General features: G+C 52.1%; 19 protein-coding genes and 1 rRNA gene. 9 read left to right on the top strand and 11 right to left on the bottom strand.

Annotated features, from left to right (window positions below):
* The 3 genes from ACFQ0N_RS26035 to ACFQ0N_RS26045 form a co-directional block, all read right to left on the bottom strand.
* A 16S ribosomal RNA gene (locus tag ACFQ0N_RS26035) occupies positions 1-63 on the bottom strand; the annotation flags it as partial.
* A gap of 966 nt (positions 64-1,029) precedes the next feature.
* Complete coding sequence (locus ACFQ0N_RS26040) at positions 1,030-1,827, bottom strand: arylamine N-acetyltransferase family protein (protein ID WP_379331852.1); 798 nt, start codon at positions 1,825-1,827, stop codon at positions 1,030-1,032.
* Between the two features lie 14 nt (positions 1,828-1,841).
* Positions 1,842-2,840, bottom strand: a complete 999-nt coding sequence (locus ACFQ0N_RS26045; RefSeq protein WP_379331854.1) for an HD domain-containing phosphohydrolase — start codon at positions 2,838-2,840, stop codon at positions 1,842-1,844.
* Between the two features lie 162 nt (positions 2,841-3,002).
* On the opposite strand from ACFQ0N_RS26045, the gene ACFQ0N_RS26050 reads away from it, so the two are divergent.
* The gene (locus ACFQ0N_RS26050; RefSeq protein WP_379331856.1) at positions 3,003-4,307 is read left to right on the top strand and encodes a helix-turn-helix transcriptional regulator; all 1,305 of its coding nucleotides are present in this window, start codon (positions 3,003-3,005) and stop codon (positions 4,305-4,307) included.
* Entirely contained in the window at positions 4,294-5,115 is an 822-nt protein-coding gene (locus tag ACFQ0N_RS26055; protein WP_379331858.1) for a WYL domain-containing protein, read from the top strand. Before ACFQ0N_RS26050 ends, ACFQ0N_RS26055 begins: the two co-directional genes overlap by 14 nt.
* Here the strand turns inward: ACFQ0N_RS26055 and ACFQ0N_RS26060 are convergent.
* From ACFQ0N_RS26060 to ACFQ0N_RS26070, 3 genes are all read right to left on the bottom strand, one after another.
* Positions 5,112-6,338, bottom strand: coding sequence for an RtcB family protein (locus ACFQ0N_RS26060; protein WP_379331860.1), 1,227 nt, complete (start codon positions 6,336-6,338; stop codon positions 5,112-5,114). The genes ACFQ0N_RS26055 and ACFQ0N_RS26060 overlap by 4 nt on opposite strands.
* A 495-nt stretch (positions 6,339-6,833) precedes the next feature.
* The gene (locus tag ACFQ0N_RS26065) at positions 6,834-7,400 is read right to left on the bottom strand and encodes an RNA 2'-phosphotransferase (protein WP_379331862.1); all 567 of its coding nucleotides are present in this window, start codon (positions 7,398-7,400) and stop codon (positions 6,834-6,836) included.
* A 5-nt stretch (positions 7,401-7,405) separates the two neighbouring features.
* Positions 7,406-8,827 (bottom strand): RtcB family protein, encoded by a 1,422-nt coding sequence (locus ACFQ0N_RS26070; RefSeq protein ID WP_379331864.1) that lies wholly within the window; start codon positions 8,825-8,827, stop codon positions 7,406-7,408.
* Positions 8,828-9,329: 502 nt separating this feature from the next.
* Here ACFQ0N_RS26070 and ACFQ0N_RS26075 point away from each other — a divergent pair.
* Complete coding sequence (locus tag ACFQ0N_RS26075) at positions 9,330-9,746, top strand: hypothetical protein (protein WP_379331866.1); 417 nt, start codon at positions 9,330-9,332, stop codon at positions 9,744-9,746.
* 106 nt (positions 9,747-9,852) lie between these two features.
* On the opposite strand, the gene ACFQ0N_RS26080 is transcribed toward ACFQ0N_RS26075, so the two are convergent.
* On the bottom strand, positions 9,853-10,809 hold the full coding sequence (locus ACFQ0N_RS26080; RefSeq protein WP_379331868.1) for a 3'-5' exoribonuclease YhaM family protein: 957 nt from the start codon (positions 10,807-10,809) through the stop codon (positions 9,853-9,855).
* Between the two features lie 178 nt (positions 10,810-10,987).
* Between ACFQ0N_RS26080 and ACFQ0N_RS26085 the strand changes: the two genes are divergently transcribed.
* A complete protein-coding gene (locus tag ACFQ0N_RS26085; RefSeq protein WP_379331870.1) occupies positions 10,988-13,387 on the top strand; it encodes a beta-propeller domain-containing protein in 2,400 nt (799 codons plus the stop codon).
* A 482-nt stretch (positions 13,388-13,869) separates the two neighbouring features.
* Here ACFQ0N_RS26085 and ACFQ0N_RS26090 read toward each other — a convergent pair whose 3' ends face one another.
* The gene (locus tag ACFQ0N_RS26090) at positions 13,870-14,757 is read right to left on the bottom strand and encodes a LysR family transcriptional regulator (protein ID WP_379331872.1); all 888 of its coding nucleotides are present in this window, start codon (positions 14,755-14,757) and stop codon (positions 13,870-13,872) included.
* Between the two features lie 112 nt (positions 14,758-14,869).
* Between ACFQ0N_RS26090 and aroC the strand changes: the two genes are divergently transcribed.
* On the top strand, positions 14,870-15,925 hold the full coding sequence (gene aroC / locus ACFQ0N_RS26095; protein ID WP_379331874.1) for a chorismate synthase: 1,056 nt from the start codon (positions 14,870-14,872) through the stop codon (positions 15,923-15,925).
* A gap of 475 nt (positions 15,926-16,400) precedes the next feature.
* Here the strand turns inward: aroC and ACFQ0N_RS26100 are convergent, their stop codons facing one another.
* Positions 16,401-18,281, bottom strand: coding sequence for an S-layer homology domain-containing protein (locus tag ACFQ0N_RS26100; protein ID WP_379331876.1), 1,881 nt, complete (start codon positions 18,279-18,281; stop codon positions 16,401-16,403).
* A gap of 145 nt (positions 18,282-18,426) precedes the next feature.
* Between ACFQ0N_RS26100 and ACFQ0N_RS26105 the strand changes: the two genes are divergently transcribed.
* The 4 genes from ACFQ0N_RS26105 to uraA all read left to right on the top strand — a co-directional run bounded on the left by ACFQ0N_RS26105 (position 18,427) and on the right by uraA (position 23,297).
* A complete protein-coding gene (locus tag ACFQ0N_RS26105; RefSeq protein WP_379331878.1) occupies positions 18,427-19,215 on the top strand; it encodes a helix-turn-helix domain-containing protein in 789 nt (262 codons plus the stop codon).
* A 146-nt stretch (positions 19,216-19,361) separates the two neighbouring features.
* On the top strand, positions 19,362-20,345 hold the full coding sequence (locus ACFQ0N_RS26110) for a Gfo/Idh/MocA family protein (protein WP_379331880.1): 984 nt from the start codon (positions 19,362-19,364) through the stop codon (positions 20,343-20,345).
* 4 nt (positions 20,346-20,349) lie between these two features.
* Positions 20,350-21,180 (top strand): sugar phosphate isomerase/epimerase family protein, encoded by an 831-nt coding sequence (locus tag ACFQ0N_RS26115; RefSeq protein ID WP_379331882.1) that lies wholly within the window; start codon positions 20,350-20,352, stop codon positions 21,178-21,180.
* A gap of 821 nt (positions 21,181-22,001) precedes the next feature.
* Positions 22,002-23,297: a uracil permease gene (gene uraA / locus ACFQ0N_RS26120; RefSeq protein ID WP_379331884.1), complete on the top strand. Its 1,296-nt coding sequence runs from the start codon at positions 22,002-22,004 to the stop codon at positions 23,295-23,297.
* Positions 23,298-23,325: 28 nt separating this feature from the next.
* Here uraA and ACFQ0N_RS26125 read toward each other — a convergent pair whose 3' ends face one another.
* The gene (locus ACFQ0N_RS26125) at positions 23,326-25,221 is read right to left on the bottom strand and encodes a heparinase II/III domain-containing protein (RefSeq protein WP_379331886.1); all 1,896 of its coding nucleotides are present in this window, start codon (positions 25,219-25,221) and stop codon (positions 23,326-23,328) included.
* Between the two features lie 20 nt (positions 25,222-25,241).
* A complete protein-coding gene (locus ACFQ0N_RS26130) occupies positions 25,242-26,129 on the bottom strand; it encodes a carbohydrate ABC transporter permease (protein WP_379332073.1) in 888 nt (295 codons plus the stop codon).

The raw sequence follows: 26,129 nt of genomic DNA on the forward strand, positions 1-26,129 counted from the left end.
GACTTGCATGTATTAGGCACGCCGCCAGCGTTCGTCCTGAGCCAGGATCAAACTCTCCATAAAAGTTGAAGTCCGAAAACTTCTATTCATGAATAAGCTTGTTAGCTCATTACTTGTTTTCTTGCGAATTGACAGTTTCGCTCATTGTTCAGTTTTCAAGGAACAAATCTTCTTTTCTTGCTCGCCGTGTCTCTCAGCGGCGACTTTTATAATATATCACATTCGCCTAGAAGATTGCAAGCACTTTTTAAAACTTATTTTTGCTCCGACCGTGTTTTAGTTACTCGTCCCGGCCGGAATTAGAATATAACACGGAATCTATTTGTTTGTAAAGTACTTTTTTATTTTTTCTTCGTTCGTGACATTACTATCATATAAAGAAGGACGATAGAGGATGTCGATATAATGCAGTCAAAGATTTTCGGCAGCAAAGCTAGGAACGGCCAATCAAGAGACAAGCGGACAGACGATCCGTTATTTATGCGAAAAACAAGTGATTGGAGAGTTTGGCGGACAGTGAATCCGTTATTTGCCGATTTTGCTTGGATTTATCCGCGATTTAAGGCCAATAACGGAACCAGGGTCCGTCGCGCTGCCATTTTGGCATGTTTGTTCACAGATAACGGATCTACGGTCCGCGAGCAAACCGTTTTTGCTGTTTTGTTCACGGATAACGGATCTACGGAGGCTGTCGATTTTCTGCGGACTATTTGCCGCAGAATGCGGGCCAACTGTGATCCATGCGGACAAAGGATCCGTTATTTTGTCGAATCCCGGCTCATTCGGAGGTTTCGCGGACACACGATCCGTTATTTGCCGATTTTGCTTGGATTTATCGGCGATTTAAGACCAATAACGGAACCAGGGTCCGTCGCCCTGCCATTTTGGCATGTTTGTTCACAGATAACGGATCTACGGTCCGCTCAGGTCCGTTCAGATCCGTTCAGGTCCGCTACGCCCGCTCTTACCAAATGCCGAGCGGCCGTCGTTAGCTGCAGAATGTCTCCCATGAGCCGCTTATAATCTGACTCAATTGTTGATAGCATCGAGCTTCAAGCCGAAATATTTGTACAAAGCTTCGTTAAATTCCTGCTCTGTACGAGGTTCAAAGCTGTGTACGCCTTGTGCTGTAAAAATCCGAAACTCTTTTCCGGCCACCGTATTGCGCCCAGCTTCGGTGCGCACAGCAACCATCGTTTCTTTGGTGAAGATCGAATCCGGAGCATTCTCGCACCAAAATGTAGCCATAATGAAATCCTTGGCCAGCTGGGGCTCTTCGGTGAATGAGTATAGCTGCTGCCACTGCCCCTTTTTCCGTTCGCAGAGCATCCAGCCATATCCAGCATCCTGTACAAGACGGTAGCATTCTTCCCCTTGCTCCTGTTCCTGGTCCGTCACCATCAAAATCGGCCTGCGCGGAACAATCCCCCCAACGCCGACATCGCATAAGTAGCTATTGCCTTGGACAGTTACCTTCAACACATGATGCCTTCGCTTCGGCGGGCAGTTCGGTTCATCGCGCCAAAAGCGTGCAACCCGATCCTCCACATGGTAGCCCAGCTCTCTTAACAGCCAGCCAAATAATGCATTCAATTCAAAGCAATATCCGCCCCGCTTGCGCTCAACAATTTTATTGAGCAATTGCGGGATTTCCAAGGATAGCGGAATTCGGCGAATGATATCCAAATTTTCATACGGGACAGTATGGAGATGCCTTTCCTGCAGCTCAGCCAGCACTGCCGCGCTGCCGTCCAGCTTGCCCGTGTATCCGATGCGTTGCAAATAAGCCCGTACTTCCGGCTTAACGTCTTGTACATCATTCCCCAAGGCACTCGTCTCCTTTATTGTTCATTAACCAAACTGAGCTGCGGCACCCGCTCCGCTTCATACATCGCAACGAACGAGTCCACAAGCTCAGGATCAAAATGCTTGCCTTTTTTGTCAAGCAAAAACTGAATGGCCTCTGTCTCCGGCCACTTTTCCTTGTAGGGCCGCTTCGATGTTAACGCATCGAATACATCAACGACGCTTACAATCCTTGCTTCCAGCGGAATTTGCTCGCCGGAAAGGCGATGCGGGTAGCCCGTGCCGTCCCATTTTTCATGATGATGCAAAATAATATTTTTAGCAGTTGAAAGCTCGCTTTCGAAAATTTCATCATTTAACTCTGCATATATCTTATCAATTATATCAACGCCGATGACAGGATGCATCTCAATAATCGTCCGTTCATAATCGGCCAGCCGCCCCGGCTTGTACAATATACCTTCCGGTATTGCCGATTTGCCGATGTCATGCAAAATGCTGGAATGGGCAATGCGAGACACCGTCTGCGCCGGCATTTCCAGCCCGCAGTGGTCGTTATGCCATTCGGTAAGGCGAGCCGTAAGCTCCTGCACGCGGATTAGATGTGATTCGATGCCCGGATCGCGAATTTCGCAAGAAATTGCCAGCGCCTTGAGCAGTGATCCCTGGATGGAGACTACCCGATCTTCATTCAAATAATAGCCGCGGTCCAGTTGCTCCAACTCGCGAAAAACCCCTACATAATACGTTCGGCCTTCTGTTAAAAAAGGACTGATCGTAATCGAGGAGTGCCAAAGACTGCCGTCTCGCTTGCGATTTGTAAAAATCCCGGACCACGGGATCTGCGCATTTAAAGCAGCGTACATGCTTCGATAAGTTTCATCGGGGGTAAGCCACGATTTCAAAATGCCTGCCTTTTTGCTTTTAATCATTTCTAAAGTATAGCCGGTTATTCGTTCATATGTCTTATTGACCGCCAATATGCGATGATTTTCGTCAGTAATAATAACTGCATCGCCAAGCGATAAAAACATATCTAAAGTATGCTCCAAAGGTTCACCAACTCTGAGGTAAGTATGGTCATGATGACATAGTACTATACTACCACATTTTTCATAGCGTTCATGCTTTTATTCGCGTTCTGCTACAATAATGATAGAAAATAATTTAAAAGAGTTGGAGGCTGCTTAATAGACATGGCAAAGGAAAGCTTTGACAAAGAGGTTCAGTTTTTGCGGATGATGGCTTTAACGAGCGGCGCCTACAACCGCCAGCAGTTCGCGGACCGCCTTGGCATTTCTGTACATACATTTGATAAAACGCTGCGCCGGATGAAGGAGATCGTTACAAGCGTCCATCGCCAGCTACCCGAACAGGAGAGCCGGGAATTGTCGGACATGTTGCGCTTTAATTATTACGATTCCGCTGATCCGATGCTGCTATTTCTATATCGCGCCAAATCAGTCAAAGAATCCGAAATTCACCGGCTGTCATTAATTATTTCTTCTTTTCAACAGGGCGCTTTAACGGCAATGGAGCTGCTTGATCTCTGCTGCAGCAGTTTGCCGCAGGAGCTGGCACTGCCCGACGAAAAAACGATTCGCGCCGACCTGCGCTATTTGGAGGAAGTAGGCGTTATTCGCCGGGAGCCGGGCAAACGTCCTTACCGCTATTCATTGCAAATCGATCTCATTAGCGGTCTCAGCTCCGAGGAGCTTGCCGATTTATACGCCTTTGTCGATGTAATGGCCAATACGCAAATCCCTTCCGTTCACGGCTACCTGCTGCGCGATAGTTTGAAAAAAACGGGTAGACTGCAGCAGGCTGTGGAGCCCTTTTTATATCGTTACCACTATTACTCGCGTATTTTGGACGAAGCGCATTTGTTTACTTTGCTTCAGGCAATCCGGGAACGCAGACGGTTAACTTTTTTATATTTTTCCGCCAAAAACAAGTTGAGCTACGGTGCAAAAAATACGAACCCCTTGTTTGAACGGGAAAGTGAAGGCAAGCTCGTTCATATGGTCCCGTTAAAGGTTATTTATGATCATCAATATGGACGGTGGTACTTGCTTGGCCATTCCAAGCATCGGACCGTGAAATTTCGCGTTGAAGGCATGACGCAGATTGAGCAAGGAGACAGTATCGCAGCAGAGCTGTTTGACAAATGGCGATTAGCATTGGAGGAACAGCTGCGCTTCAGCTGGCTTATTGATTCCGGAAGAGCGACTTTAGTGAGGGCAAGATTCTACAATCCAATGCAGAATGGCGAAAAAAACAATTTTGTGCGAGAGCGCGTGGAGCTGCAAGGCCAGTGGGGACGCATCGTCGAGGAAGATGAGCATTCATTTATTTTTGAAATTACAGTAAACGGCACAACTGAAATCAAGCCTTGGCTGCGCAGCTTCGGGTCGAGCTGCGAGGTGCTGGCGCCGCAACGGCTGCGTGAAGAATTTATAGCGGAGTGGAAGGAGATACAAGCCTATTATGAATCTGTTTGAGAAAATATTTAACTACCAAATTTTTTCGCGGCTCGAAGGTTCGCAAGCTTATTTTCTTACGACTCCCGAACGAAGCTGGCTAAAATCGATGCTGAACCATCCCGCGGCAGCCGATGCCTTTTTGCCGGAAACGCTGGCTAAGCTGCGTACACTGCTGCAGGAGGAACGGACGAACGAGGATCAGCTGGATTTCACGCAGCATCTTGCCGAAAAGGGGCGCAGCATTGAGAAGCAGGTGTATCATCCATTGCTGCGGCCTCTCCGCCGGATGATTTTGACAGGCGGCAGCGCACGTCTTTCCTTTAAGCTCAAAAACGGGCAATTGCGCACGGAGCAGCCCTGCTTCCCATATCGGCTGGAATACAGCATGGTGAAACGGGAATGGTATCTGCTGTGGAAGCATCTCCGCAGCCGGGCGCTAATGCTGACCAAGCTGGCCAATATTACGGCATTGGAAGCGGACAATTCGCTCCTTGCCGCCGTTAAACCGCCAGTTGAGCTAGCGGCTGAAATTTCCAGCATGCTGGAAAGCCGCAAAGAGCAGGTTATCATCGAGGTTGTGCCGCGCTATAATTCCGAGCTCTCGCGTATTTTGTACGCCTTTTCCTGCTTCGAAAAGTCGATTGATTATGACGCGGCAGCCGATACGTACCGGATTAAATTAATTTATTTTGGCGATGAAGGCAAATATATTTTGACGAAAATCCGCTTTCTCGGCTTAAGGGTCCGCATCGTGGAAAATAACAGGCTGCGCTGGCGCATGCTTGATTCTGCAACCAAGGCGCTTGCCCGCTACAATGCAGATTAATCCTTGTACGGATCGAACTCATCCGCCCCCGCCATACATACCCCGATCGGTTTCAATACATGCAGCACCTCAAGCGTTTCAGCATGCGCATCAAGCACCTGCTGCAGTTTGCGGTAAACGAACGGGCTTTCATCTGTGCCCGCTCCGCGCAGTTCAACGCCGAAGCTTTGCACTGCTTCCCGCATCTGTTCAGGCGTAATCCTGCCGCCGGAACGGGTGCGGGTTTTCCAATTCATCTTGCCGGCTGCCTGCGTTCGGCTCATTATTCGACCCGCACCATGCACTGTACTATAGTAGGAATCGCGATTTTCCCCAGTATCCTTCCCTTTCACAACGACGGATATGTCTCCCATGCTGCCCCCGATAAACCCCAGCTGTCCTGGTGCAGACGGGGTGGCTCCTTTGCGTACGACGACTGTCTCGCGCCCGCCATGCTGTTCCTTCCAAGCATAGTTATGATGGTTGTGAACCGAAAAATCGGCTTCCGCCTCCAGTATAGACAGCACTTGACGGATGACATAGTCTCGCCCGGCATAAGCATAGCGCCCGGCCAGACGCATCGCGCGGTAATACATATCGCCCAGCTCTTGCTCCAAATCAAGCAATACTGGCGGCTGGTCCATCTTCTCTCCCGGTGCGCTCGCCAAAAACTCCCGGCCTGCGGCCAAATTAAGGAACCCGCTGGCCGTCTTGTGCCCGAAGCCGCGGCTGCCAAAATGATTTGCGATCCACAATATGCCCGTAGCCGGCTCTTCAAACAAATCCACATAATGATTGCCGCTTCCTACGGTTCCCAGCTGGGCGCGGGCCAAAGCTTTCAATTTGTCATGCTCCTGCCGCCCAATTGCGGCATATACGGCCCAGTCCGGGTCGTCAAATAACGGATCGTCGACCGGTTCATCATTGACCCGCCCCATTCCGAAAGAGATTTTGCCGGCAATCTCATCCATCACCTTGGCGAGATGAGGACGGACATCCGCGGCAAGCAGATTCGTTCTAACTGCTTTATTGCCGCAAGCGATATCATACCCTACGCCGGAGGGCGATATTTGCCCGTCATAGACGACGACCCCTCCGATCGGCTGACTGTAGCCTTTGTGATGGTCTGCCATAAGTAGCGCCTGTATGACATTCCCGTGTCTGGCGCATGTTTTCGCTTGTGCCAGCGCCCCTTCCTCCGGCTCTCCCCAAATGAGCACATTGTCAATCGTTTGATAGCTCATGATTTTGTTTGCACTCCTTAGCTTTATCTTTAATTAATATCATCGCTCATTTCCATAATTATGAACATGGCAAAAGTATTACGGCATGAGAAAAACTTCTATCACAGTCCCTTAACGATGAGCGACCGAAATGGCTAACGAACCTGAGACACGCTATTGGCCGAAAAATCGGCTTGCTCCGCGTGTAACGAATCTGAGACACGCTATTGATGGAAAAAAGACGGGGAAGCGGCCGATTTTCGGTGAATAACGATCGGTAGATTCGTTACATCCCACAAGGCCCCAATTTAAGCAGAATAAGGCCTGTCGGGTTCGTTAGCGACCCTTCAAATCCATTCTGCTAAGCACAGCAACTCCAACAATGGTTCTCGGGACTACCTAGCTACATCTAGGGATAAACTGTCTTTTTCGTGCACCGAAAGTTGAATTATACATTCTTATGTCGTCAAAAAAGCTGCTTCAGGAGATTGCGCACTCCCGAAGCAGCTCACAGCGCTAGCTATTTCCGCCCTGTTTAAAGACCGAGCAGCACGCAGCCGGAATATGATCAGCCAGCCATACTTCATTGCCCGCATAGTAAAAAGTTATCCCCATACTTGCCGCTTTTACCGTATCCACTTGCAAAATAACGAGCTGCCCGCGCCGTTCCCCGGCAAGCCGGGCAAACGACAGCCCTGCCGACAGATGCACATACTGCCGCCCCATAGATTGAATCCCGCTTTCCAAAATCGCGGGGGCTGCCGTTTGATTCGTGCCATGATAAAGCACCGGAGGCGGCACGGCCGCCGGGTAAGACACGCGGCTATAGCTATGTCCGTATCTTGCCCGTATCCGGCCATCCTTCATCTCGAACCGCTGTTTATCCGACTCCCGCACGATGCGTTCAATATCTGCCAGCGTCAGATGATTCCAATGATCCGCACGGAGCAGAACGCGCAGCAGCTCCTCGACGGAGCACGAGCCGTCCTCTGCAAGCACGATACCGTATTTATCAGGCGCATGACGCAATATTTTTGACATCCATTTGCTCAGCTTTTTATCCGCTTGTTCATTTCTTCGCATGATGCTTATGCTCCCTTCACCGCCGCAAGCGGCTTGCATTTGGCCACAACATCGGCAAGCCCGGCTCCCGCGACGCTTTCGATAATCTGATCGACGTCTTTATACGCTTGCGGCGATTCATCGATCAGCGATTCCAATGTCCGCTGATTGACGACGATTTCCTCGTCCGTTCCGACTTTCATCGCCGATTCGAACTCATCCAGCCTAACCAGCCGCTTGGTCGCACTGCGGGAACGGATCCGACCGGCGCCGTGACAAATGGAGTAGAAGTTGTCTCGTCCGTGCGGGTTGCCAACCATAATGTAGGAGGCCGTCCCCATCGAGCCCGGAATAAGGGCCGGATGGCCGGTTGCCCGGTATGGCTCCGGATTGTCCGGATGGCCTGCAGGCAGTGAGCGCGTCGCCCCTTTGCGATGAACGAAGTAGCGCGCTCCCTCGTGCTCTTCCTCCCATGCGTAGTTGTGCATGAGATCGTACAGAGTGCTCATCTCAAATTTTGAGCCGAACACATCCTTGCCCGCTTCCCGTACGGCATAAGCGATCAGATGCCGGTTGACGACGGCATAATTGAGCGCGGCATACATCAGATTGACATAATCTTGCGCGACCGACTCAGACAAAGAGGCATAAATCAGCTTCGGATCGGCGGTGCCATACCCTGCCGCCCGCATCAATTTCGCCATATCGCTGCCGCAATATTGGCTTACCGCCCCGCCCCAGGCGCGCGAACCGGAGTGAATCATCACAATGATTTGTCCATCCCGCATCCCCCACGCTTCGGCGATTTCCCGCTTTTCATCCGGTATTTCCAGCGCCTGAATCTCCACAAAATGATTGCCGTTGCCAAGGGTGCCAAGCTGCCGGTGCGACCGGTGCCACACTTGGTCCGGGAAACGATTTAACGGTTCTTCATCGATATAAAACTTTGCGCACTCGACATGCGTAAGCGATGTGGATTTGCGCGGCGTATAGCCGTCAGGGATATATTTTTTCGGCAGGCCGTGCAGCCCTTTCGTAACGATATGCTCCAGCCGGATATCGGAGTAATGTCCGCGCGCATGCTGCTCGACCGGCATATATTTTTCAATTGTCCGCACTAACTTCCGGCGCAATCCGACCTCCCGCAAATCATCCTTATGCAAATTCGTCAGATGTACACGCATCCCGCAGCCAATATCGCTGCCTACAATAGAAGGCGATACATAGCCATCCTCTGCTCTCCACACTGCAGTAGTCCCGATGCAGGTTCCGACTCCGACATGAACATCAGGCGTGTAGCTCATATAGGCATGGTTTGGAATTTGCAAATTATTGTTCGCCATATGAAAGACTTTATAGTCTAAGGATTGGTAAATTTCCTCATTGGCATAGACATGCAGCGTCCCCGAAGGAAGCTGCACCTCCCGGTAAAATAGGTTTGGTTCCATATAAAAATCCACTTTCCTCTCGTGTTATTGTTGTTGTCCGCCCCGGCATTGTAATGATCATGATCTCGTTCATCGGTAATTCTCCTCTCGCGTAATAAGATTCGTTATGTTAAATCTCCACGTACCTTTTAAAAACGCAAAAAGCCATAGACAATCATTGTCCATGGCTAATAATCGCACGTAATGTATCAACTCACCCGCCTGTGCAGCTTATCTCATATCTGCAGGATGAAAAAGTCTTACATCTTATTGCCGCTCCCAGTCCGTGGAGACCAATGAATGTCATATCCAGTTGTAATTTGCAGTTGAACGATCTTAGTCATTTTAATTGGCCTCCCTTCTAAAATTATCCTTATCATACTCGCGAGCTTCTGCTCCCGTCAAGGTAATATTTAACTATAGCAAAGTGTACCGGCCGTTTCCACGCACTAGTATTCAAGATTTCCGACAACAGGCCGATAAAAAGAATGAATTCACTTATTTTGGAAGGAGTTGATATCATATGGCTATTTCACCGATTTCATCAGGCAACCCCAGCTTATTTGCATCCAAAGCTAATGCGCCGCGCAATGACATGCTTCAGCGTCTGCTGGCCATTCAAGAAAGCGCGGCATCGCCTAGTGAGAGAAGCAGGATGTTGCGCTTGCTTCAAAAAGAGCAAGAAGGAGAATATATGAAGGTTCATTTCTCCGAGATGAAGAAGCTTCAGCAAGAAATCGACAAAATTCAGGCAGAGTCTGCAGCAAAAACTCAGACAGAGGTAGAGACTGAGGAAAAGGAAACTAACGCCAATGATGATTCAGTCGAAATATCCGATGCAGCCAGAGAAGCCTATGCCAAAAGCCTGGAAGCAGCTACGGCTAATGCCTCGTCATCATCATCGCCACTGCCAACGGCGCCGACAGAATCAGCCACTTAAAGCTATTTCATTTTGCCTCCCACTTTCCTGCTTACGGCAAAGAGGCTATCCTGATGGAGCAGTTTCAACCGGCAACAGCTCAATCGGGGTAGCCTCCCTTTTTGCTTTATTTCGGCGATCGGTAGATCGCTTTATTTTCCAATCCCCGAATCATCGGCGTCCACGGCTCAGTCTCCGGTGTCGTATCCAGTGCATCTTCAACCATTTGCAGCTTGGCATCCAGCGTATCGATATGATGGAGCGCTACCGCTTCGGCCATTTGCGGCTGGACAGGACTGCCCCACTCGCCTAAATTATGATGCGACAGCACCAAATGCTGCAGAGCGATAATCTTATCGGATTGCAGATCGAGCTCGCAGCGGATCGCCGCTTCTGTAATCCAGTTAGACACAAGCGAAATGTGGCCAATCAGCTTGCCCTGCACACTGTAGTCCGACACGATGCCATACTCTGCAATCATTTCAGTCGGCTTGGCGATATCGTGTAAAATAATGCCCGCCCGGATCAAGTCCGGATTTAGAAATGGACGCTGCTTGCAAATAAATTCGCCAATTTCCAGCATGCGTACAATATGATAAGCAAGCCCTGCATAATAAGCATGATGATGGGTTTTGGCAGCCGGATAGTGCATCAGGTCGTCGGCTACTTTATCAACGCAATAAGAAACAATCGTCCGAATTTCAGCATCTACGATAGCAGACATAGACATTTTGATTGTATGTACCAGATCGATGGGTTGGATCGGAGCCGCGCGAATAAAGTCAGTAATCGATACATGATCGTCCGGTGCCGCCGCGCGGAGCCGGAAAATCTTCGCCTGCAGTCGCTCCCTATAAAGCTGAACGATCCCATGCACCTTTACAAGCCCCATCGGGAAAAACGTTTCCTTATCTGCCGATGTTACATCCCAGTATTTGGCTGACAGCTGCCCGCTCGAATCACTCAGCATAATGTCGAAATAATCCTTGGGCGGATTGCCATTCGTCTGTTTTACCTCCAGCTCTTTCAATAAATAAAACCCTACGAACTCATCCCCTGCAGTCAGCTTGTTCAATAAAGTCATGAATTTGGTTCCTCCTACACAACGCGAACTAGCACCATTATACATGGAAAATCGGCTGATGCGAACCTTATTCATCTTTCGTTCGTCGATCCGCCCTTCAACTGCAACCAATTATTCTCAAACCGCGTCTATTGCGTAATGAAGTCAGCAAATATTTCAAAAAGGGAGGCATACCGAGATGCGCAAGTTGATCTTATGCTTATTGATGTGCGTCATACTGGCCATTCCATCCATAGCCGCTGAATCGGCGCAATCGGCCAAAGCGCCGCAAACGACTGCCCAAGTATGGGTAAATGGCAAACCGGTAACGTTATCTAAGCCCGCATACGCGGAGAACAAAACAATCGTCGTTCCACTTGACGAAGTCGCCAAGGCGCTGGGGGCAAAAGTGACGTGGGGAACAAGCGGCGCGAGTCGCGATACCGCCACGATCGTTCGGGGGGACCGCTCGGCGAAGCTGACGATCGGAAGCGCTTCGCTGAACGCGGGCGGCCGGACCGTCAAGCTCGAGACGGCGCCTAGACGCTCCGGCTCCGTCGTTTTTGTCCCGGTTCGCGCGCTGTCCGAAGCGCTCGGGACAGTCGTCGCCTGGGACGGGGCTCGCCGCATCGTGCGAATCGACGACCCGGTCGAGCTGCCGGCCGTCGGCACGTACAAGAAGCTGAGAGAGCTGATCGAAAACGCGAATGCGCGAGGCAATCTTTACGGAAGGGACGATGGTATCACGATTGCCCAAGAGGAGAAGGTGAATGCCGTTCCTGCCGCGGCGCCTATGGAGGAGTCTCTCTCCGGATCCGTCGAAGCGGCCGACTATTCCCGCACCAACGTTCAGGTAGAAGGCGTCGACGAAGCCGATTGGGCGAAGACGGACGGGCGTTTCGTGTATCAGATTAGCGGTTCGCGGGTTTTCATCGCGGACGTCACCGATCCCCGAGCGCCGAAACTGGCGGCTACGCTCGAATACGGCGCGGAAGAGCAATTCGCGCCGCTGGAACTCTACGTCGACGGCTCACGTTTGATCGTGATCGGCCAGAATCGCGTTTTCTTCCCTGTTCCATTGCATTCGGAAGGCGCCGCTGCGAAAAGCGCCGTCCCAAGTTCCGGCAAGGATAAGATGGCCATCATAGCTCCTCCGGCTGCTTCGAGAAGCGCCGTGAAGACGAAGATTTACGAGCTCGGCGGCTCCGGCGTGCCCAAGCTGGTACGCGAAACGACGCTCGAAGGCGATTACGTGTCCTCCCGCAAAATTGACGGAGCGCTTTATCTCGTTACGAACAAGGGCTATTTTTACCCGGCGAATTACGAAACTTCCGAAGATTACGAGCCTTGGTACGGCGATACGGGCAAATCTTCCGAATTGAAGAAGCTACCGCTCGAACGGGTTCGGTACTTCCCTGATTCTCCTGACGCCACGACGATGCTCGTCGGCGCTCTGGATCTCGATTCGCCCGGACGAGAGATGCAGGTGTCCGCATATCTCGGTTCTGGACAGACGATCTACGCTTCCGCGAAGCATCTGTACGTCGCCATCTCCGAATACGTTCCGAACGGGGAGGGCTTCCGCGAACAAACGCGGGTGCACAAATTCCGCTTGGACGGCGGCAGCATCGTCTACACCGGAGAAGGTACGGTCCCGGGAACAGTCTTGAACCAATACTCGATGGACGAACATAACGGCTACTTCCGGATCGCGACGACCAAAGGAAACGTGTGGGGGACCGGAGAAGATCGCGCCTCGAACAATTTGTACGTGCTCGACGAAAGCATGAAGACGGCAGGTAAGCTGGAGAAGCTGGCGCCGGGCGAACGGATTTACTCGGCCCGTTTTCTCGGAGGGCGAGCCTATATGGTAACGTTCCGCAACGTTGATCCGCTGTTCGCGATCGATCTTCGCAATCCGGCGAAGCCGGCCGTCCTCGGCCAATTGAAAATTCCGGGTTACAGCGACTATTTGCATCCATACGATGACAACCACATCATCGGCTTTGGCAAGGATACGGAGGTGCAATCGGTTAAAGGATCTGGAATGGAGGAGCCGACGGCGTTTTACCAAGGGTTGAAAATGGCGCTGTTCGACGTCTCCGACGTCAGCCATCCGAAGGAGAAATTCAAGGAAATCATCGGCGATCGGGGAACCGGCTCCGAGCTGCTGGGCAATCCGAAAGCCTTGCTGTTCTCCAAGTCCAAAAATCTGCTCGCTTTCCCGGTCGAGCTCATGGAGATTCCGAACAAAACGTCCGGAGACGGCACGAACGACATTACCGAATACGGGGAATTCGTCTATCAAGGCGCCTACGTCTACCGTGTCGACTTGAACGAAGGCTTTAAGCTTCGCGGGCGGATCACGCATCTGTCGAACGACGATCTGCTCAAGAGCGGCCAGTACGACTACGATTACGCGAAGTCCGTCCGGCGGATTCTATACGCGGGCGATACGCTGTTCACCTTGTCCGACAGCCTCCTGAAGGCGAACGACATGGGCACTCTCGCCGAGCGGGGCAAGCTGACATATCCCGAGCCTCCGGCCAGTGAGCACATCGAAATTGATCCGACCATGCCGATGCCGATCGTTCGATGAAACGAGAATCCCAAAAACCCCCGCTTAGCCTCTCGGCTTTGCGGGGGTCTCGTTGCGGAGTTTGGAAAACAGCTCATTCATCAGATCAACGCGATGGCCAGAAGAGTGAACAGCGATAACGCCACAATGCCGGACCCGAACCCGAAACCCCAACCGGAAATCCTTGCACTTTTGGAAACCTTCGTTCTTTTCTTTTTCCCTTTTTGCCCAGATATCCTTGCATTTCCCACCGGTCGCAAGAAGACGTGATTCCTGTCCAAGCCCACGATGACGCCTTCGTGGCATGCTCCGCTTCGCGTACTGATCCGAACCCTGCGGTTCATATGTCGCAAACACAAATGATACATTTCGTCCATTCGGTGTGAACACTCCCATCCTTATTGTTTGAAAGCCTGATATAGAGTATGAAAGGTTCCCGACCGGGGATTGGACGAATAGCCGCCCGTATTTATGCAATTGACTCTTTTGCAACATTTCCTTCGTTATGCTTCGTGCTGAAACAGTTCCAAAAATTTGGCTGTCGGCAAAGACAATGTAAGATCACGCCGGGTTGCAATCCCAAATTGCCGATCGTCAATTGGTACCTCTGTATGCAATTCAAACAGTACACCACGAGCCAGTTCTGCCTCAACATAAGAACGCGGGACAAAAGCTGCGCCATAGCCGCGTTCGGCGAATACAGCCAGCATTTCCAAGCTGTTCAGCTCAATATCGGCATCAATCGTATAGCCCTGCCTGCTGAACCATTGTTCCACGAATGACCTCGTCCTGCTGCCGGCCGACAGCAGCAGCAGCGGAATCGTCAGCAACTGCGCGGTTGTCACAACATACTCCGCAAGCTCGCGGTAGCGGGCGCCGACGACAAAGCAATTACGCAGCGGAGCGGTATATTTAATCGCAAGCTCGCTATCATCAAGCGGCAAATGAATAAAGCCGATATCGAGCTTGCCTTCCTTCAGATGCTGTACGATAAGACTTGTCCGGTTTTGAATGAGGCGAACATGAATGTCAGGATACGATTGATGGAATAAATCGAGCTTGGGAAGCAAAATATCTTTAATAATGGCTCCATTCGCGCCAATCCGCACTTGTCCGTCTTTAAATTGCTTGAGCTGCCGCATCTGCTTCTCGCCTGTATCCAGGTGAGCAAATGCAAGCTTGACATGCTCAAAAAGCAGCTGCCCCTCCTGAGTGAGCCGGACACCTTTGGACAACCGGTCGAACAGCGTCATGCCAAGCGCTTCCTCCAGCTGCTTGATCGCATAGCTGACCGATGGCTGCGTCATATGCAGCATTTGCCCTGCTTTCGTTAAATTTCCGAACTGAGCGGCATACATGAAAATCCGGTACCATTCTGTATGAATCGTCATTGGCATAAACCCTCTCTATCACAGCGTCCAGTTATATCTATTTCATTTATTGCAATTATACTGCTAAACTATACATATCGGATAGAGACAACGAATAATTGGAGTGATTACAATGGCAGGAAGCGTTTTTGGCGAACATTTTAAAATATCTACTTTTGGTGAATCCCATGGCCCAGCAGTCGGCGTTATTGTAGATGGCGTTACCCCTGGCATCGAAATTGATGAAAGCTACATCCAGGTACAGATGGACCGCAGAAAACCGGGACAATCCTCGGTGACAACACCGCGGAAAGAGTATGATAAAATCCACATTTTGTCTGGTGTATTTGAAGGGAAAACGACCGGTGTCCCGATCGCTATTATGCTGTACAACACAGATATGCGGCCAGAAGCTTATAGCGATATTCAAAATTCTTTCCGCCCGGGTCATGCTGACTATACTTACTTGCAAAAATACGGCATTCGCGACCACCGCGGAAGCGGCCGCGCATCTGGCCGCGAGACTGCCGCACGCGTCGCCGCCGGCGCGATCGCCAGAAAATCGCTGGAAAACAGAGGCGTCTCGGTCGTCGCTTACACGAAGGAAGTTGGCGGCATTGCCTGCAAAACTTTCGATGAAGCATCGATCGAGAAAAACCCGGTAAGAGCCTGCGATCCAGAAGCTGCGATTGAAATGGTGAAAAAAATCGAGCATCTCTCCTCGATCGGCGACAGCTGCGGCGGTATCGTCGAATGCCGCATTCGCAACGTCCCTGCAGGTCTTGGCGAGCCTGCCTTCGACAAGCTTGACGCCGAGCTGGCAAAAGCCATGCTGTCGATCGGCGCCGTCAAAGGCATTGAATTTGGCGCCGGCTTTGCCGCGGCGGCCATGCAGGGCAGCGAGCATAATGACCAGATGGACAAGTCCGGCTTTTTGACGAACAACGCCGGCGGCATTATTGGCGGCATCAGCACAGGTGCGGAAATTGTATTCCGCATTGCCGTCAAACCAACCTCGTCTATTTCTTCACCGCAGCGGACGATGAATATTTTTGGCGAGGAATGCGAAATTAGAACCGAGGGCCGTCACGATCCTTGCATCTGCCCGCGTATTGTTCCGGTTGTCGAAGCTATGGCCTGCCTGGTCATCGAAGACCACTTCAAGCGTCAGGCAGCGCTGATGGCGTAAGCATTGAGAAGAAACGGCTGACGCGTCCTTAGTGCGATCTATCGAAGTCCTTCGAGGATGAACGACCTAAAGGTATGCCTAGTTCGCAAACTCTTCAACGAAGGTTGAAGCTACCCGCTAACGAACCTGACAATCCTTATTCGGCTCAAAATGGGGCCATCTGTGGCGTAACGAATCTACCGATCGTTATTTACCGAAAATCGGCCGCTTTCCCGCCTTTTTTCCTCCAATAACGTGTGTCCGGTTCGTTACACGCTGAAGAAGCCGATTTTTTGGCCAATAGCGTGTCTGAGGTTCGTTAGCCCCACTCGTCAATGTCGTGATGATGCCGCGTCGTAGCATGTCCACTTGGCTTTAGAAAACACTTCACGTCCTTCTATGATAGTGAGTCCCCCAAGTTTAGGCCACACCAACCTAAATTTTAAAAATATTAAAAAAAGATGAGGCAGAACAACACATTCTGCCCCATCTTTTTTTATTGCTCGCGCAGCACCGAATCATATAAACGCACCATCAGGATAAACGCTTCCTCTCTGGACAGCAGCGCTTCGGGCTCGAAGCGTGCGCCCTTTCCCGCCATCAAGCCGGCCTCGGCCGCGCGGTATACGCTGCTTCTGGCCCATGCGGCAATCGCCTCGTCATCGGCAAACTTCTCGCTCGCGCGCTTCGTTCGCGTTTTGACTGCAGCAGGATTGGCCGCCGCCAATTTATCATAGACATTCATTAAAATGACGGCAGCCTCCTGACGGGATATGCTCGCCGATGAGTTGAATTTTTGCGCTGAGCCTCCGCGTACAATGCCATAGCCGTAAGCCTTCGAGATGCTGTCATCTGCCAAATCGACAAACGGCGATTCCGGTACGTCTAGCGGCTGATCCAATATCCGCTCCACAAGACGCACCGCCATCACTGCATAGCCCCGCCGGTCGATTTCCTCCTTATATTGGCGGTCGTACTCATAATCCACAAAACCGAGGTTTTTCGCCTGACGATAACCCTGCAGCGCCCATACGCTCGGCCGGTCGGCGGCATCCGGCTCCTCTATATCAAACAGGACGGAGGTTTCATCGCCAAAATAGCCAAGAACTCTTACCACCGCTGTGCCGGATTCTGCTGCATACACCCGGCCGCTCTGGTCCACTGTCAGCACATCCGGATTGGAGCTGTCAAAGTAAGGACGCATGCCTGACAATGGCGGCTTTGTCCATCCGAATTCGAGCGGCAGGCGATTGCCCGGCGCCAGCCTGATCATCGCCTCTTTACTGTATATCCGCGGCACCATCTCAAAGAAAGCCGTTTTGTATGTAAGTGAAGCGGATGTTCCATCTTTTTTGTACAAGCCATCTATCGTAATTTGATAGGTATCTCCATCCTGCAGCTCAGCCAAAGCTTTGGGGCGAAAGATGATACAGAATGGATCGCCAGGCCGGCCGGTAACTGTAAAAAAATTTGCAGCCGGATTCGTTTCCTGCTTGTCAAATACCCATGTCTGTCCATCGCGCTCCCGCACCATTCGGACGGCGATCTGTCCGGTGCGATCTGCATCAAAATGCCGATCATTGATCGACACGGACCAAGCATCCTCGGCCGCGAACCATTCTGTCGGAAACCATCCGGCGGACGGCCACGCAATGTAATCGAAGCTGATCTCTTCGGCCTTGCGGTCGCTGCTTACAGCATACATCGAGGAATAAGGATAGGGATATTGCCTGAGATTGCTATGTACCATGCCGAACATCGTCTTGGTCATAAGCGGATTCAATATCCAGCGACGGTGACCAACCTGATCAATATTGCTGTCATCGCTATCTCCCATATAATCAAGCACATTATTATAAAAAGTCTGGCTGCCGGCATGCAAATTGCTCTTTGACGCTCCTTGATAACCCAGCAAATACAGCTCGTCGTTCATCTCCGGCACTTGCGGCGGCGCATGCTCCAACCGGTCGATTACGGCATTGCTCAGCGCCGCAGCCTGCTGCTGATCCGCAAGCGACCAGTCCGGTTCGATATCGTCCGGCAGTCCTGCCAGATAGCGGGCAAAATTAACCGCATGAATGCCATCCAGAATGTAGGCGGACTTTAATTTTCCACCCTGATAATGGCCCGGGACGAGCGAAGGCAAATTTTCATAGATTTGTTTGCCTTCCATATATAACGATCCGGCGGCCAGTGGCATATGGGCCAGCCAGCGCCGGGTAATTTCATCCTTCGTCCGGTTTTTAACCGCTTCCTGTACATGCCATCCCACCACAGCTGCCGCCTTTTTCTCCGGCATAACAGCCAATACCGATACTAGCATTGAACAGCAGCAGACTGCCGCCAACGTTCGAATCGTCATTTTGCGCCTGGACAATATGAACTCAACTCCTTCGTTGTTTTCATTTTCATAGCAGGATGTTCCACTACTGTGAGCGAATGTTGAAGGAAGGCCCACAAGTAGGACTGTCCTCTACTCCAGTCTGCACGAAGAGCCTTGTGTCAAAGGAGAGGATTATTCTATGCATACGGAACTTCAAGTGAGAAGTTTCATCCATACAAGCGATATCGAATGGCGGGACCCCGGCTTCCACCAGCATTCTAGTCTGGAAATCGAATTTGTGCTGGAAGGGCGCGGTCTGTTCGAATGGCGGCAAGGCAGGCTGCCGCTCGAAATGGGCCATATTGTTATTATACCAGCAAAGACCGATCACCGATTCGAAGCATATGGAAAAAATCGCTATGCCGTCATTCACCTGGAACATGTTCCGTCGTCGATAAGCGAATTGCTCACTAAGCTCAGTCCCGAACAGGACAGCCCGACCTTTTTTACCCTATCGCGATTGGACAAGGAACGATTCGAGCGGCTCTTCCGGGAATGGATCCGCATAAAGGCTTCGCATCTGAACGAACAGGCACGAACGTACCGGGCATGGATGGAGGTCATCCTTCTATTTTTACTGGAGCATTCTTATAAAGATCAGCAATCCTTTACCATCGCCAAGGCAGCTGACTATATACGCGAAAATTTGCAGGAGGGCGTGCAAATATCTGCGCTCGCCGAAATGGCCGGATTTTCCGAGACCGGCTTCCGGCGGCTGTTTGAGCAGGTCTACCATATGAGTCCCAAGCAATATCAGCAGCAGTGCCGCATGGCCGAGGCCAAATGGCTGCTCAGCTCCTCAGACAAAGAAATGATGGAAATTGCGCTGCAAATCGGCTTTACCCGCCTGCATTCCTTCTCGCAATGGTTCAAGCAAACCGAAGGCGTATCGCCGACGGAATGGCGCAAGCTGCAGCATCATGGCTAGCGTGCACGTTTTGTGTAAATATTTTGACGATTTCAATAACGACATCCTGCACTTAATGTATTATCCTTGCTCTGTAGTCAAGAAGAAGTTTACTCCGCAATGATCATAAATATGACTTTGCAGGCGGCGAAGGGAGCAATGGAACGATGACGGTTCGTATTGGATTTATCGGTGTTGGGGGCATGGCTGAGCATCATATTAAAACATTGCAGCGTATTGAGCATGCCGAAGTGACAGCTGTTTACGACATTAATCAAGAGCGCTCGCAGGAGGTGGCGGCGGCATACGGCGCTAAATCTTTTGCAAGCAGCGGCCAAATGTTTGATTCCGGTGAAATCGATGGCGTATTTATTTGTACGCCGCCATTTGCCCGGGGCGATATTGAAGAGCAGGCGGCCCGCAAAGGCATCCACATCCTTTCCGAAAAGCCTGTCGGCCTGAACGTAGCAGACGCGCGGCGGAAAGAGCAGATTATTCGCGAGTCCGGTATTATTCACACTTCCGGCTATTGCCTGCGTTATTTGGATACAGTAGCGAAAGCGAAAGCTTATTTGGCGGACAAAAAGATCGATCTCATTCTTTCGTACCGTCTCGGCGGTCTGCCAGGCCCGCGCTGGTGGCGGATGATCGAGCAGTCCGGCGGCCAGCTTGTCGAGCAATCCACCCATCAGATGGACTTGATCCGCTATTTGGCTGGGGACGTCAAAGAGGTTAGCGCGATCCATGAGCAAAGACATTTGCGCAACATCGATCCGGAAGCAACCGCTTACGATGTCGGCACCGTCTCCTTCGTCATGGAATCCGGGGCAATCGGCAATATTACGAGCAGTTGCCTGGCCAATTATGTCGGGCGCGGCGGCATTGAATTTTTCGGGCATGACTTCTATGTGATGGTTGATATCCCTACACTGCGCATCGTCGACGACCATCAGGATATTACCGAGGTGTCGAAAATGGACTTCTACTACGAGCAGGATAAAGCGTTCGTCGAAGCGATCCGCAACAACGATCCAACGCTGCTGCTCGCTGATTTTAGCGATGCTGTAGATACGTTAGAGGTCACACTGGCCGCTAATGATTCCGCCGCAGTCCGACAACCGGTCGTGCTGGAAACGGGAAAGGAGCGCTAAAGCGATGATTAAATCGATCAACCAATGGTGCTTCAAAAGCGATACTCCCCTTGAACAGGTGATGGCTGTAAGCGGCGATGCCGGCTACGGGGCAGTGGAGCTAAATTTATATGAGCCTGGCGGCATCGGGTTTACGATGGATACAACCGCAGCGGAAGCGGAAAAAATCGGCCAGCTCGCACGTCAGCATGGCTTGCAGCTGCGCAGCCTCTCCACCAGCCTGCTGTGGCAGTATCCGCTTTCTTCGGCAGATGACGCTGTGCGTGAGCAGGGCCGCCGGGTTGTATCCAAACAGATGGAAATTGCCGAATTGCTCGGTATCGATACAGTACTTGTCGTGCCGGGCTCCGTCACCGCGGAAACCTCCTATGATGCCTGTTATGAGCGCAGCCATCGGGAGATTCGGATTTTGGCCGAGGAAGCCGAGAAACGGGGTGTGCGGATCGGCATTGAAAATGTATGGAACCGGTTTTTGCTGTCGCCGCTGGAGATGGCGCGCTATGTTGACGATGTCGGCTCGCCGAATGTAGGCGTTTACTTCGATGTCGGCAACATCCTGCTCTACGGCTTCCCGCAGCAATGGATTCGCATTCTCGGCCAGCGTATTTTCAAAATCCATGTGAAGGACTTCCTGACGGCTGTCGGCAACGGCAATGGCTTCGTCCCGCTGCTCGCCGGCAATGTCCCGTGGCATGAAGTGCGCACCGCCCTGCAGGAAATCGGCTATACCGATACGATAACTGCGGAGCTCGGCATCTATGAAGCCAATCCGCTGCAGCTCATTTATGACACTGCCCGCCATATGGACATTATTTTTGGCGGCGAAGCCCGCTAAATCGATAGCACAAGAAGAAATGGCTGACGCCGTCCTTGGCGCTATCGCCAAGTTTCTTCCCGTGAAAACACGAGAATTGATCTAACGGAAGTCACCGACCCTATTTCGCCAAAAGAACCTCTTTTGGAAATCTAACGGATTTGAGCGACCTTAATTGGACTTTTTCTCTCGAAATCGTGCTAAAAATCATCAAATAGCGGCTCACAGTTCCGTTACAATTTCAGATCGGCCAAATTTTCGAAAATAGCGGCTGTGACATCCGTTAGCGTTCATGCGCTGTCGGTATGTACGCTAACGCTTAAGGCTGTTGTTTTCCAGCGAATGCTCGTTTGAGAAAGTTGAGTTTATAAATAAAAATCAAAGAGAATCCGCCTTCGGGCGGTTTTTTCTTTGACTTAAGGGCGAAACGGACCCAAGCGTATCGTAGGAGGCTGTCTACTCATTGTGGACGCGCTCTAAGCTGAGCTTAAACGTCGGCTCGTGTTCCTGAATGAGCGTGAATAAGCTAAGCGGACCATGGATCCGTTATCTGTGAACAAAAAAGCAAAAACGGCTTGCTCGCGGACCCTCGTTCCGTTATTGGCTTCAAAACGCCGCTGAACCCCAGCAAAATCGGCAAATAACGGATCCTGTGTCCGCCAAAACTTCGAAGCACCTGTTTTCGAGCAAATAGCGGATCGTAGGTCCGCATGCCTCTTGGTCAGCCACTCTTAGCCATAATTCTTTCTCTTTCGCGGGGTGAAAAATATGCTTGCCAAAAGGACAAGCTAGTAGGTAGAATCAACAAGGATATTATTACAGCTATGGAGGAATAGAGACAGATGAGAAAAGAAATCGGGGTCCACGAAAGACCGCCCATGGTGCAAAGCACTCTGCTCAGCTTGCAGCACTTGTTCGCCATGTTCGGATCAACAGTACTCGTCCCCACAATATTAGAGATCGACCCGTCAATATGCTTGTTGATGAACGGGATTGGCACCTTGCTCTACATATGGATTTGTAAAGGAAAAATTCCGGCTTACCTTGGCTCCAGCTTTGCTTTTATTGCACCGGCTGGTGCAGTTATCGGCCAGTACTCTTCGCACAGTGACGGATACTCGGCTGCACTGGGCGGATTTATCGTCTCCGGCATTATTTTCAGCCTGTTGGCTTGGATCATTCAAGTAGCCGGTACCCGCTGGATCAATGTCGTGTTCCCGCCGGCTGCTATGGGCGCGATCGTTGCCGTAATCGGCCTGGAGCTGGTTCCGACCGCAGCCGGCATGGCGGGTTGGATTCCCAAGGACCTTGGGACAAGCTGGTCGATGGATCCTGCAACCGTCACCTTGTCTACCGTCACGCTGGCGATTACCATTCTCGGCTCCGTGCTGTTCCGTGGCTTTATGCGGATTATTCCGATTTTGTTCGGGATCGTTGCCGGTTATGTCATTGCCTATTTCATGGGGGGCTTCGTCAACTTCGACGTTCTGAACGGCAAAAGCTGGCTGCAAGCGCCTACTTTTACGCTCCCGACCTTCGAGCTGTCGGCTATTTTGACAATTGCGCCTGCGGCGCTCGTCGTCATCGTCGAGCATATCGGCCACTTGATCGTCACCGGCAATATCGTTAATAAAGATTTGTCCAAAGATCCGGGGCTGCACCGCTCCATGCTCGGCAACGGCATCTCGACGCTCTTGTCCGGCTTTGTCGGCTCCACGCCAAATACGACTTACGGCGAAAATATCGGCGTTCTGGCCATTACGCGTGTCTATTCGACCTTCGTCATCGGCGGGGCGGCGGTCATTGCCATCGTACTTTCCTTCTTCGGCAAATTTTCGGCGCTCATCTCCAACATCCCGGAACCGGTTATGGGCGGCGTATCGCTGATGCTGTTCGGCGTCATCGCCGCCTCCGGCTTCCGCATGCTGGTGGAATCCAAGGTCGATTACAGCAAGCCGACCAATCTGTTCCTGACCTTGATCGTGCTTGTTACCGGACTGAGCGGCGTCAAAATTACTTATGGCAGCTTCTCGTTGTCCGGCATGGCGCTGGCAACTGTCGTCGCGATTGTGTTCAGCCTGATGTTCAAGCTGTTTGATGTGCTGCGGATCTCGAATGACCATGAGAAAACGGAATAATTATGTACGCACATACCGAAAGCGGGGATCACTCCCCGCTTTCGTTGTTCAGCCGGATCGTCAACGTCCGGATTCCCGCCATCCGCGCGGTCTTCTCCGTCAAAACGATGCGAAATATCCGCTCTCCCCAGTTGTTCTTTAGCCTCTGATCACCCAGCTCGATCGTTTCGATGACCGGCCGCACAAATTCAGCGTCGAAGCAGAGCCGTGCATAAAGCCCGACGGCGTAAGGCAGCCGAATCTCGCCCGGGGCGGTCACTTCCGGCAGACAAGGCGTCATCAGACTGTACTCGATTTCGCAGGCCGGCTCCTTCAGTTCGAAGTCGTCGGTCACTTCGATGCGGCGTTTGGCACTGTCGCGGTCCAGAGAAACCGTCCTGACCCAGCGGACGATGCCTGCTTCGGCCGGATACGCCTCGGCCAAGTTAAGCCGAAGCTCCGACCGCTCATCGTTTTGCCGGTAATGAACATCGCGGGCGCGGAACACCTTGCCTTCCTTTTGCCCAATGCCGCGCACCGTCGGCAAATTATGATATTTTGATTGCAAATACCACAACTGGTAGCGGTCTGGCCCAAACGTCTGCGCTTTGTATGATTCGGTCCCCGGATCGATGATTAGCGGGCAGCCGTCCGCAAACACGAGAAAGCTGCCGATATCGTTATGGTTGTGCGACTCCCCGTTATGTCCGCCTTTGGCCGCAACGTACAGCCCCCGCTCGCTGCCCTCCTGCTCCCTGGCGGTCATTACTTGCGTCACCGGAAACCAGGTGTCGCGCACATAAGGTGCCGTCCGCTCCGCAGACAGTCGTTCCCGCTCGCCGAATACATCGCGCAAATAGCCGTATAGCCCAAACCAGTTGTGCAGCCCCGGCACCGGCATCCGGTCTGGCAGAATACTCGCCCCGAGTTGCATGAGCGCCTGATCTCCGATGCAGCGGCCATACCGGTACACAAGATTCCCGCCGATGCCAGCGCGGGCATCTCCGTCTGCGAATGCGGCGTAATACGCATCATGAATGTGTACCTTGGCAATATATGTGCCGATATCGCGGACAAGCGGATCGTCGAACAGATCGATCCGCCCGCCGGAAGCTTCCGCAAGCAGTTCGAGCGAAGCAAGCAATCCGCCGCCGGCAGCGCCCCAGTACATCGGCCCTTCGTCGCAGCAGCCGTCTGACGGATAAGTCCGAATGAACGCGTCAAGGCTGCGCATCGCTTTTCCGACGCCCTCAGCCCGTGCAGCCGCGTCGGTTTCCAACAGCAGAAAAACCATCAATACACAGCTATTGCACCACGGGTTCCAGTTGTTGACGCGCACTCCTTCGCGAAACCCCATCCACCAGTAATCGCTGCGCTGCATATAAGGCACCATCAGCCGTTCGCGTACCTCCCGCTCGATGCGGCGCCCAATCCGGATGCTGATGTTATCGAGCGGAGCGCGCAGCAAATAATGAATCCATACGAGCAAATCCGCCGTCGTCGCTGTCATCAGCTCAACCGCATGATCGGAAGCCTCCGGCATACACTCGTCAAGTTCGTTTCCAGCATGGAGCCGGTGAAGCGGCGGCACCCACGTCGTCTCCTCACAGATCGCGTAGATGCCGTCGACGATTTGTTCCATGAACCGCCCCTTCCCCTCCATGCACTCCGCCATCGTCATAATGCCGAGTACTGTGCGCCGCTCGAACAGACGGTTCACATAATTCATCACATTGCCATCCGTCCAGTACGTCCTGTAGTCGCGCACCCTGACGGCCGGCCATTCATAACCGGCGTGCTGCTCAGCAAGCGCGAGCCAGGCATCCCGGGTATGCGGCGCGACCGCCGCCCAGCCGGCACGGTCGTCTGCCCGCGGAAACGGTGCGAAACGCTCCACGGGCAGCAGCAGTTCCCGCAATTTTTGCGTGTCCCAGCGAGCCAGCATATACCACCCCTCCGTTCCCATCACTCTTTGACGCTGCCAAGTACGATCCCCGTCGTGAAATATCGCTGCAGGAACGGATACACAAGCAGCACCGGCAGGGCGCCGAGAAAAATTTGCGCCGCCCGCAGCCCCCGGTCGTTCAGCTCGGACAGAAACTGCGCCTGGGTCGCGTCATTGATCTGCGTCAAATCCAGCCTGACAATAACCGTCTGCAAGTAGCTGGCCAGCGGATACCGCTCGGGATCGTTCATATAGATGAGGCCCGAGAACCACTCATTCCAGTGGCCGACGATGGCAAACAACGTCACCGTAGCGATCGCAGGCAGCGACAACGGCATCGCCATCCGCCACAACGTCTGCCAATGACCCGCCCCGTCGATAAACGACGATTCGAGTACTTCCTTCGGCAAACTGCGGAAAAAATTCAGCAGCAAGATGACATTGAACACCGGCACCGCCCCCGGCAGGACGAGCGCCCAGACGGTGTCGATCAGGCCTAGTTCCTTGACAACGATATATGTTGGAATGAGGCCGCCAGAGAACAACATCGTGAACACGAACAACCAGGCGTAGACGGTGCGGAACCGGAACTGGACGGGTTCCTTGGAAAGCGGATACGCGATCAGCACCGTCAGCGCCATGTTGATCGCGACACCGAACAGCACCCGTTGCAGCGAAATCCACATCGACTGGACAAATTCCGGCTTGGCGGCCACATAGCTGTACGAACGCAGCGTAAATTCGACCGGCCAGAACGTCACGCGACCGGCTTCCACCGCCGCCGCCGAACTGAACGACACGGCAAGCACATTGATCAGCGGCAGAAGACAGGCGATGGACAACAGCGTCAACAAGATGCCGTTGCACACAAGAAACAATCTGCGGGGCCACGAAATAAGATGCCGCAT

Source organism: Paenibacillus sp. GCM10027626 (assembly GCF_042676285.1).
GTDB lineage: Bacteria > Bacillota > Bacilli > Paenibacillales > Paenibacillaceae > Paenibacillus_Z.

What these genes read in the sequence shown, in the direction of transcription:
- ACFQ0N_RS26045 (WP_379331854.1), bottom strand. Translation starts at nt 2,840, where the DNA reads ATGTTTTTATCGCTTGGCGATGCAGTTATTATTACTGACGAAAATCAT.
- ACFQ0N_RS26070 (WP_379331864.1), bottom strand. Translation starts at nt 8,827, where the DNA reads ATGGAACCAAACCTATTTTACCGGGAGGTGCAGCTTCCTTCGGGGACG.
- ACFQ0N_RS26080 (WP_379331868.1), bottom strand. Translation starts at nt 10,809, where the DNA reads ATGACTTTATTGAACAAGCTGACTGCAGGGGATGAGTTCGTAGGGTTT.
- ACFQ0N_RS26110 (WP_379331880.1), top strand. Translation starts at nt 19,362, where the DNA reads ATGACGGTTCGTATTGGATTTATCGGTGTTGGGGGCATGGCTGAGCAT.
- uraA (WP_379331884.1), top strand. Translation starts at nt 22,002, where the DNA reads ATGAGAAAAGAAATCGGGGTCCACGAAAGACCGCCCATGGTGCAAAGC.
- aroC (WP_379331874.1), top strand. Translation starts at nt 14,870, where the DNA reads ATGGCAGGAAGCGTTTTTGGCGAACATTTTAAAATATCTACTTTTGGT.
- ACFQ0N_RS26055 (WP_379331858.1), top strand. Translation starts at nt 4,294, where the DNA reads ATGAATCTGTTTGAGAAAATATTTAACTACCAAATTTTTTCGCGGCTC.
- ACFQ0N_RS26125 (WP_379331886.1), bottom strand. Translation starts at nt 25,221, where the DNA reads ATGCTGGCTCGCTGGGACACGCAAAAATTGCGGGAACTGCTGCTGCCC.
- ACFQ0N_RS26115 (WP_379331882.1), top strand. Translation starts at nt 20,350, where the DNA reads ATGATTAAATCGATCAACCAATGGTGCTTCAAAAGCGATACTCCCCTT.
- ACFQ0N_RS26050 (WP_379331856.1), top strand. Translation starts at nt 3,003, where the DNA reads ATGGCAAAGGAAAGCTTTGACAAAGAGGTTCAGTTTTTGCGGATGATG.
- ACFQ0N_RS26130 (WP_379332073.1), bottom strand. Translation starts at nt 26,129, where the DNA reads ATGCGGCATCTTATTTCGTGGCCCCGCAGATTGTTTCTTGTGTGCAAC.
- ACFQ0N_RS26085 (WP_379331870.1), top strand. Translation starts at nt 10,988, where the DNA reads ATGCGCAAGTTGATCTTATGCTTATTGATGTGCGTCATACTGGCCATT.
- ACFQ0N_RS26090 (WP_379331872.1), bottom strand. Translation starts at nt 14,757, where the DNA reads ATGACGATTCATACAGAATGGTACCGGATTTTCATGTATGCCGCTCAG.
- ACFQ0N_RS26105 (WP_379331878.1), top strand. Translation starts at nt 18,427, where the DNA reads ATGCATACGGAACTTCAAGTGAGAAGTTTCATCCATACAAGCGATATC.
- ACFQ0N_RS26065 (WP_379331862.1), bottom strand. Translation starts at nt 7,400, where the DNA reads ATGCGAAGAAATGAACAAGCGGATAAAAAGCTGAGCAAATGGATGTCA.
- ACFQ0N_RS26060 (WP_379331860.1), bottom strand. Translation starts at nt 6,338, where the DNA reads ATGAGCTATCAAACGATTGACAATGTGCTCATTTGGGGAGAGCCGGAG.
- ACFQ0N_RS26075 (WP_379331866.1), top strand. Translation starts at nt 9,330, where the DNA reads ATGGCTATTTCACCGATTTCATCAGGCAACCCCAGCTTATTTGCATCC.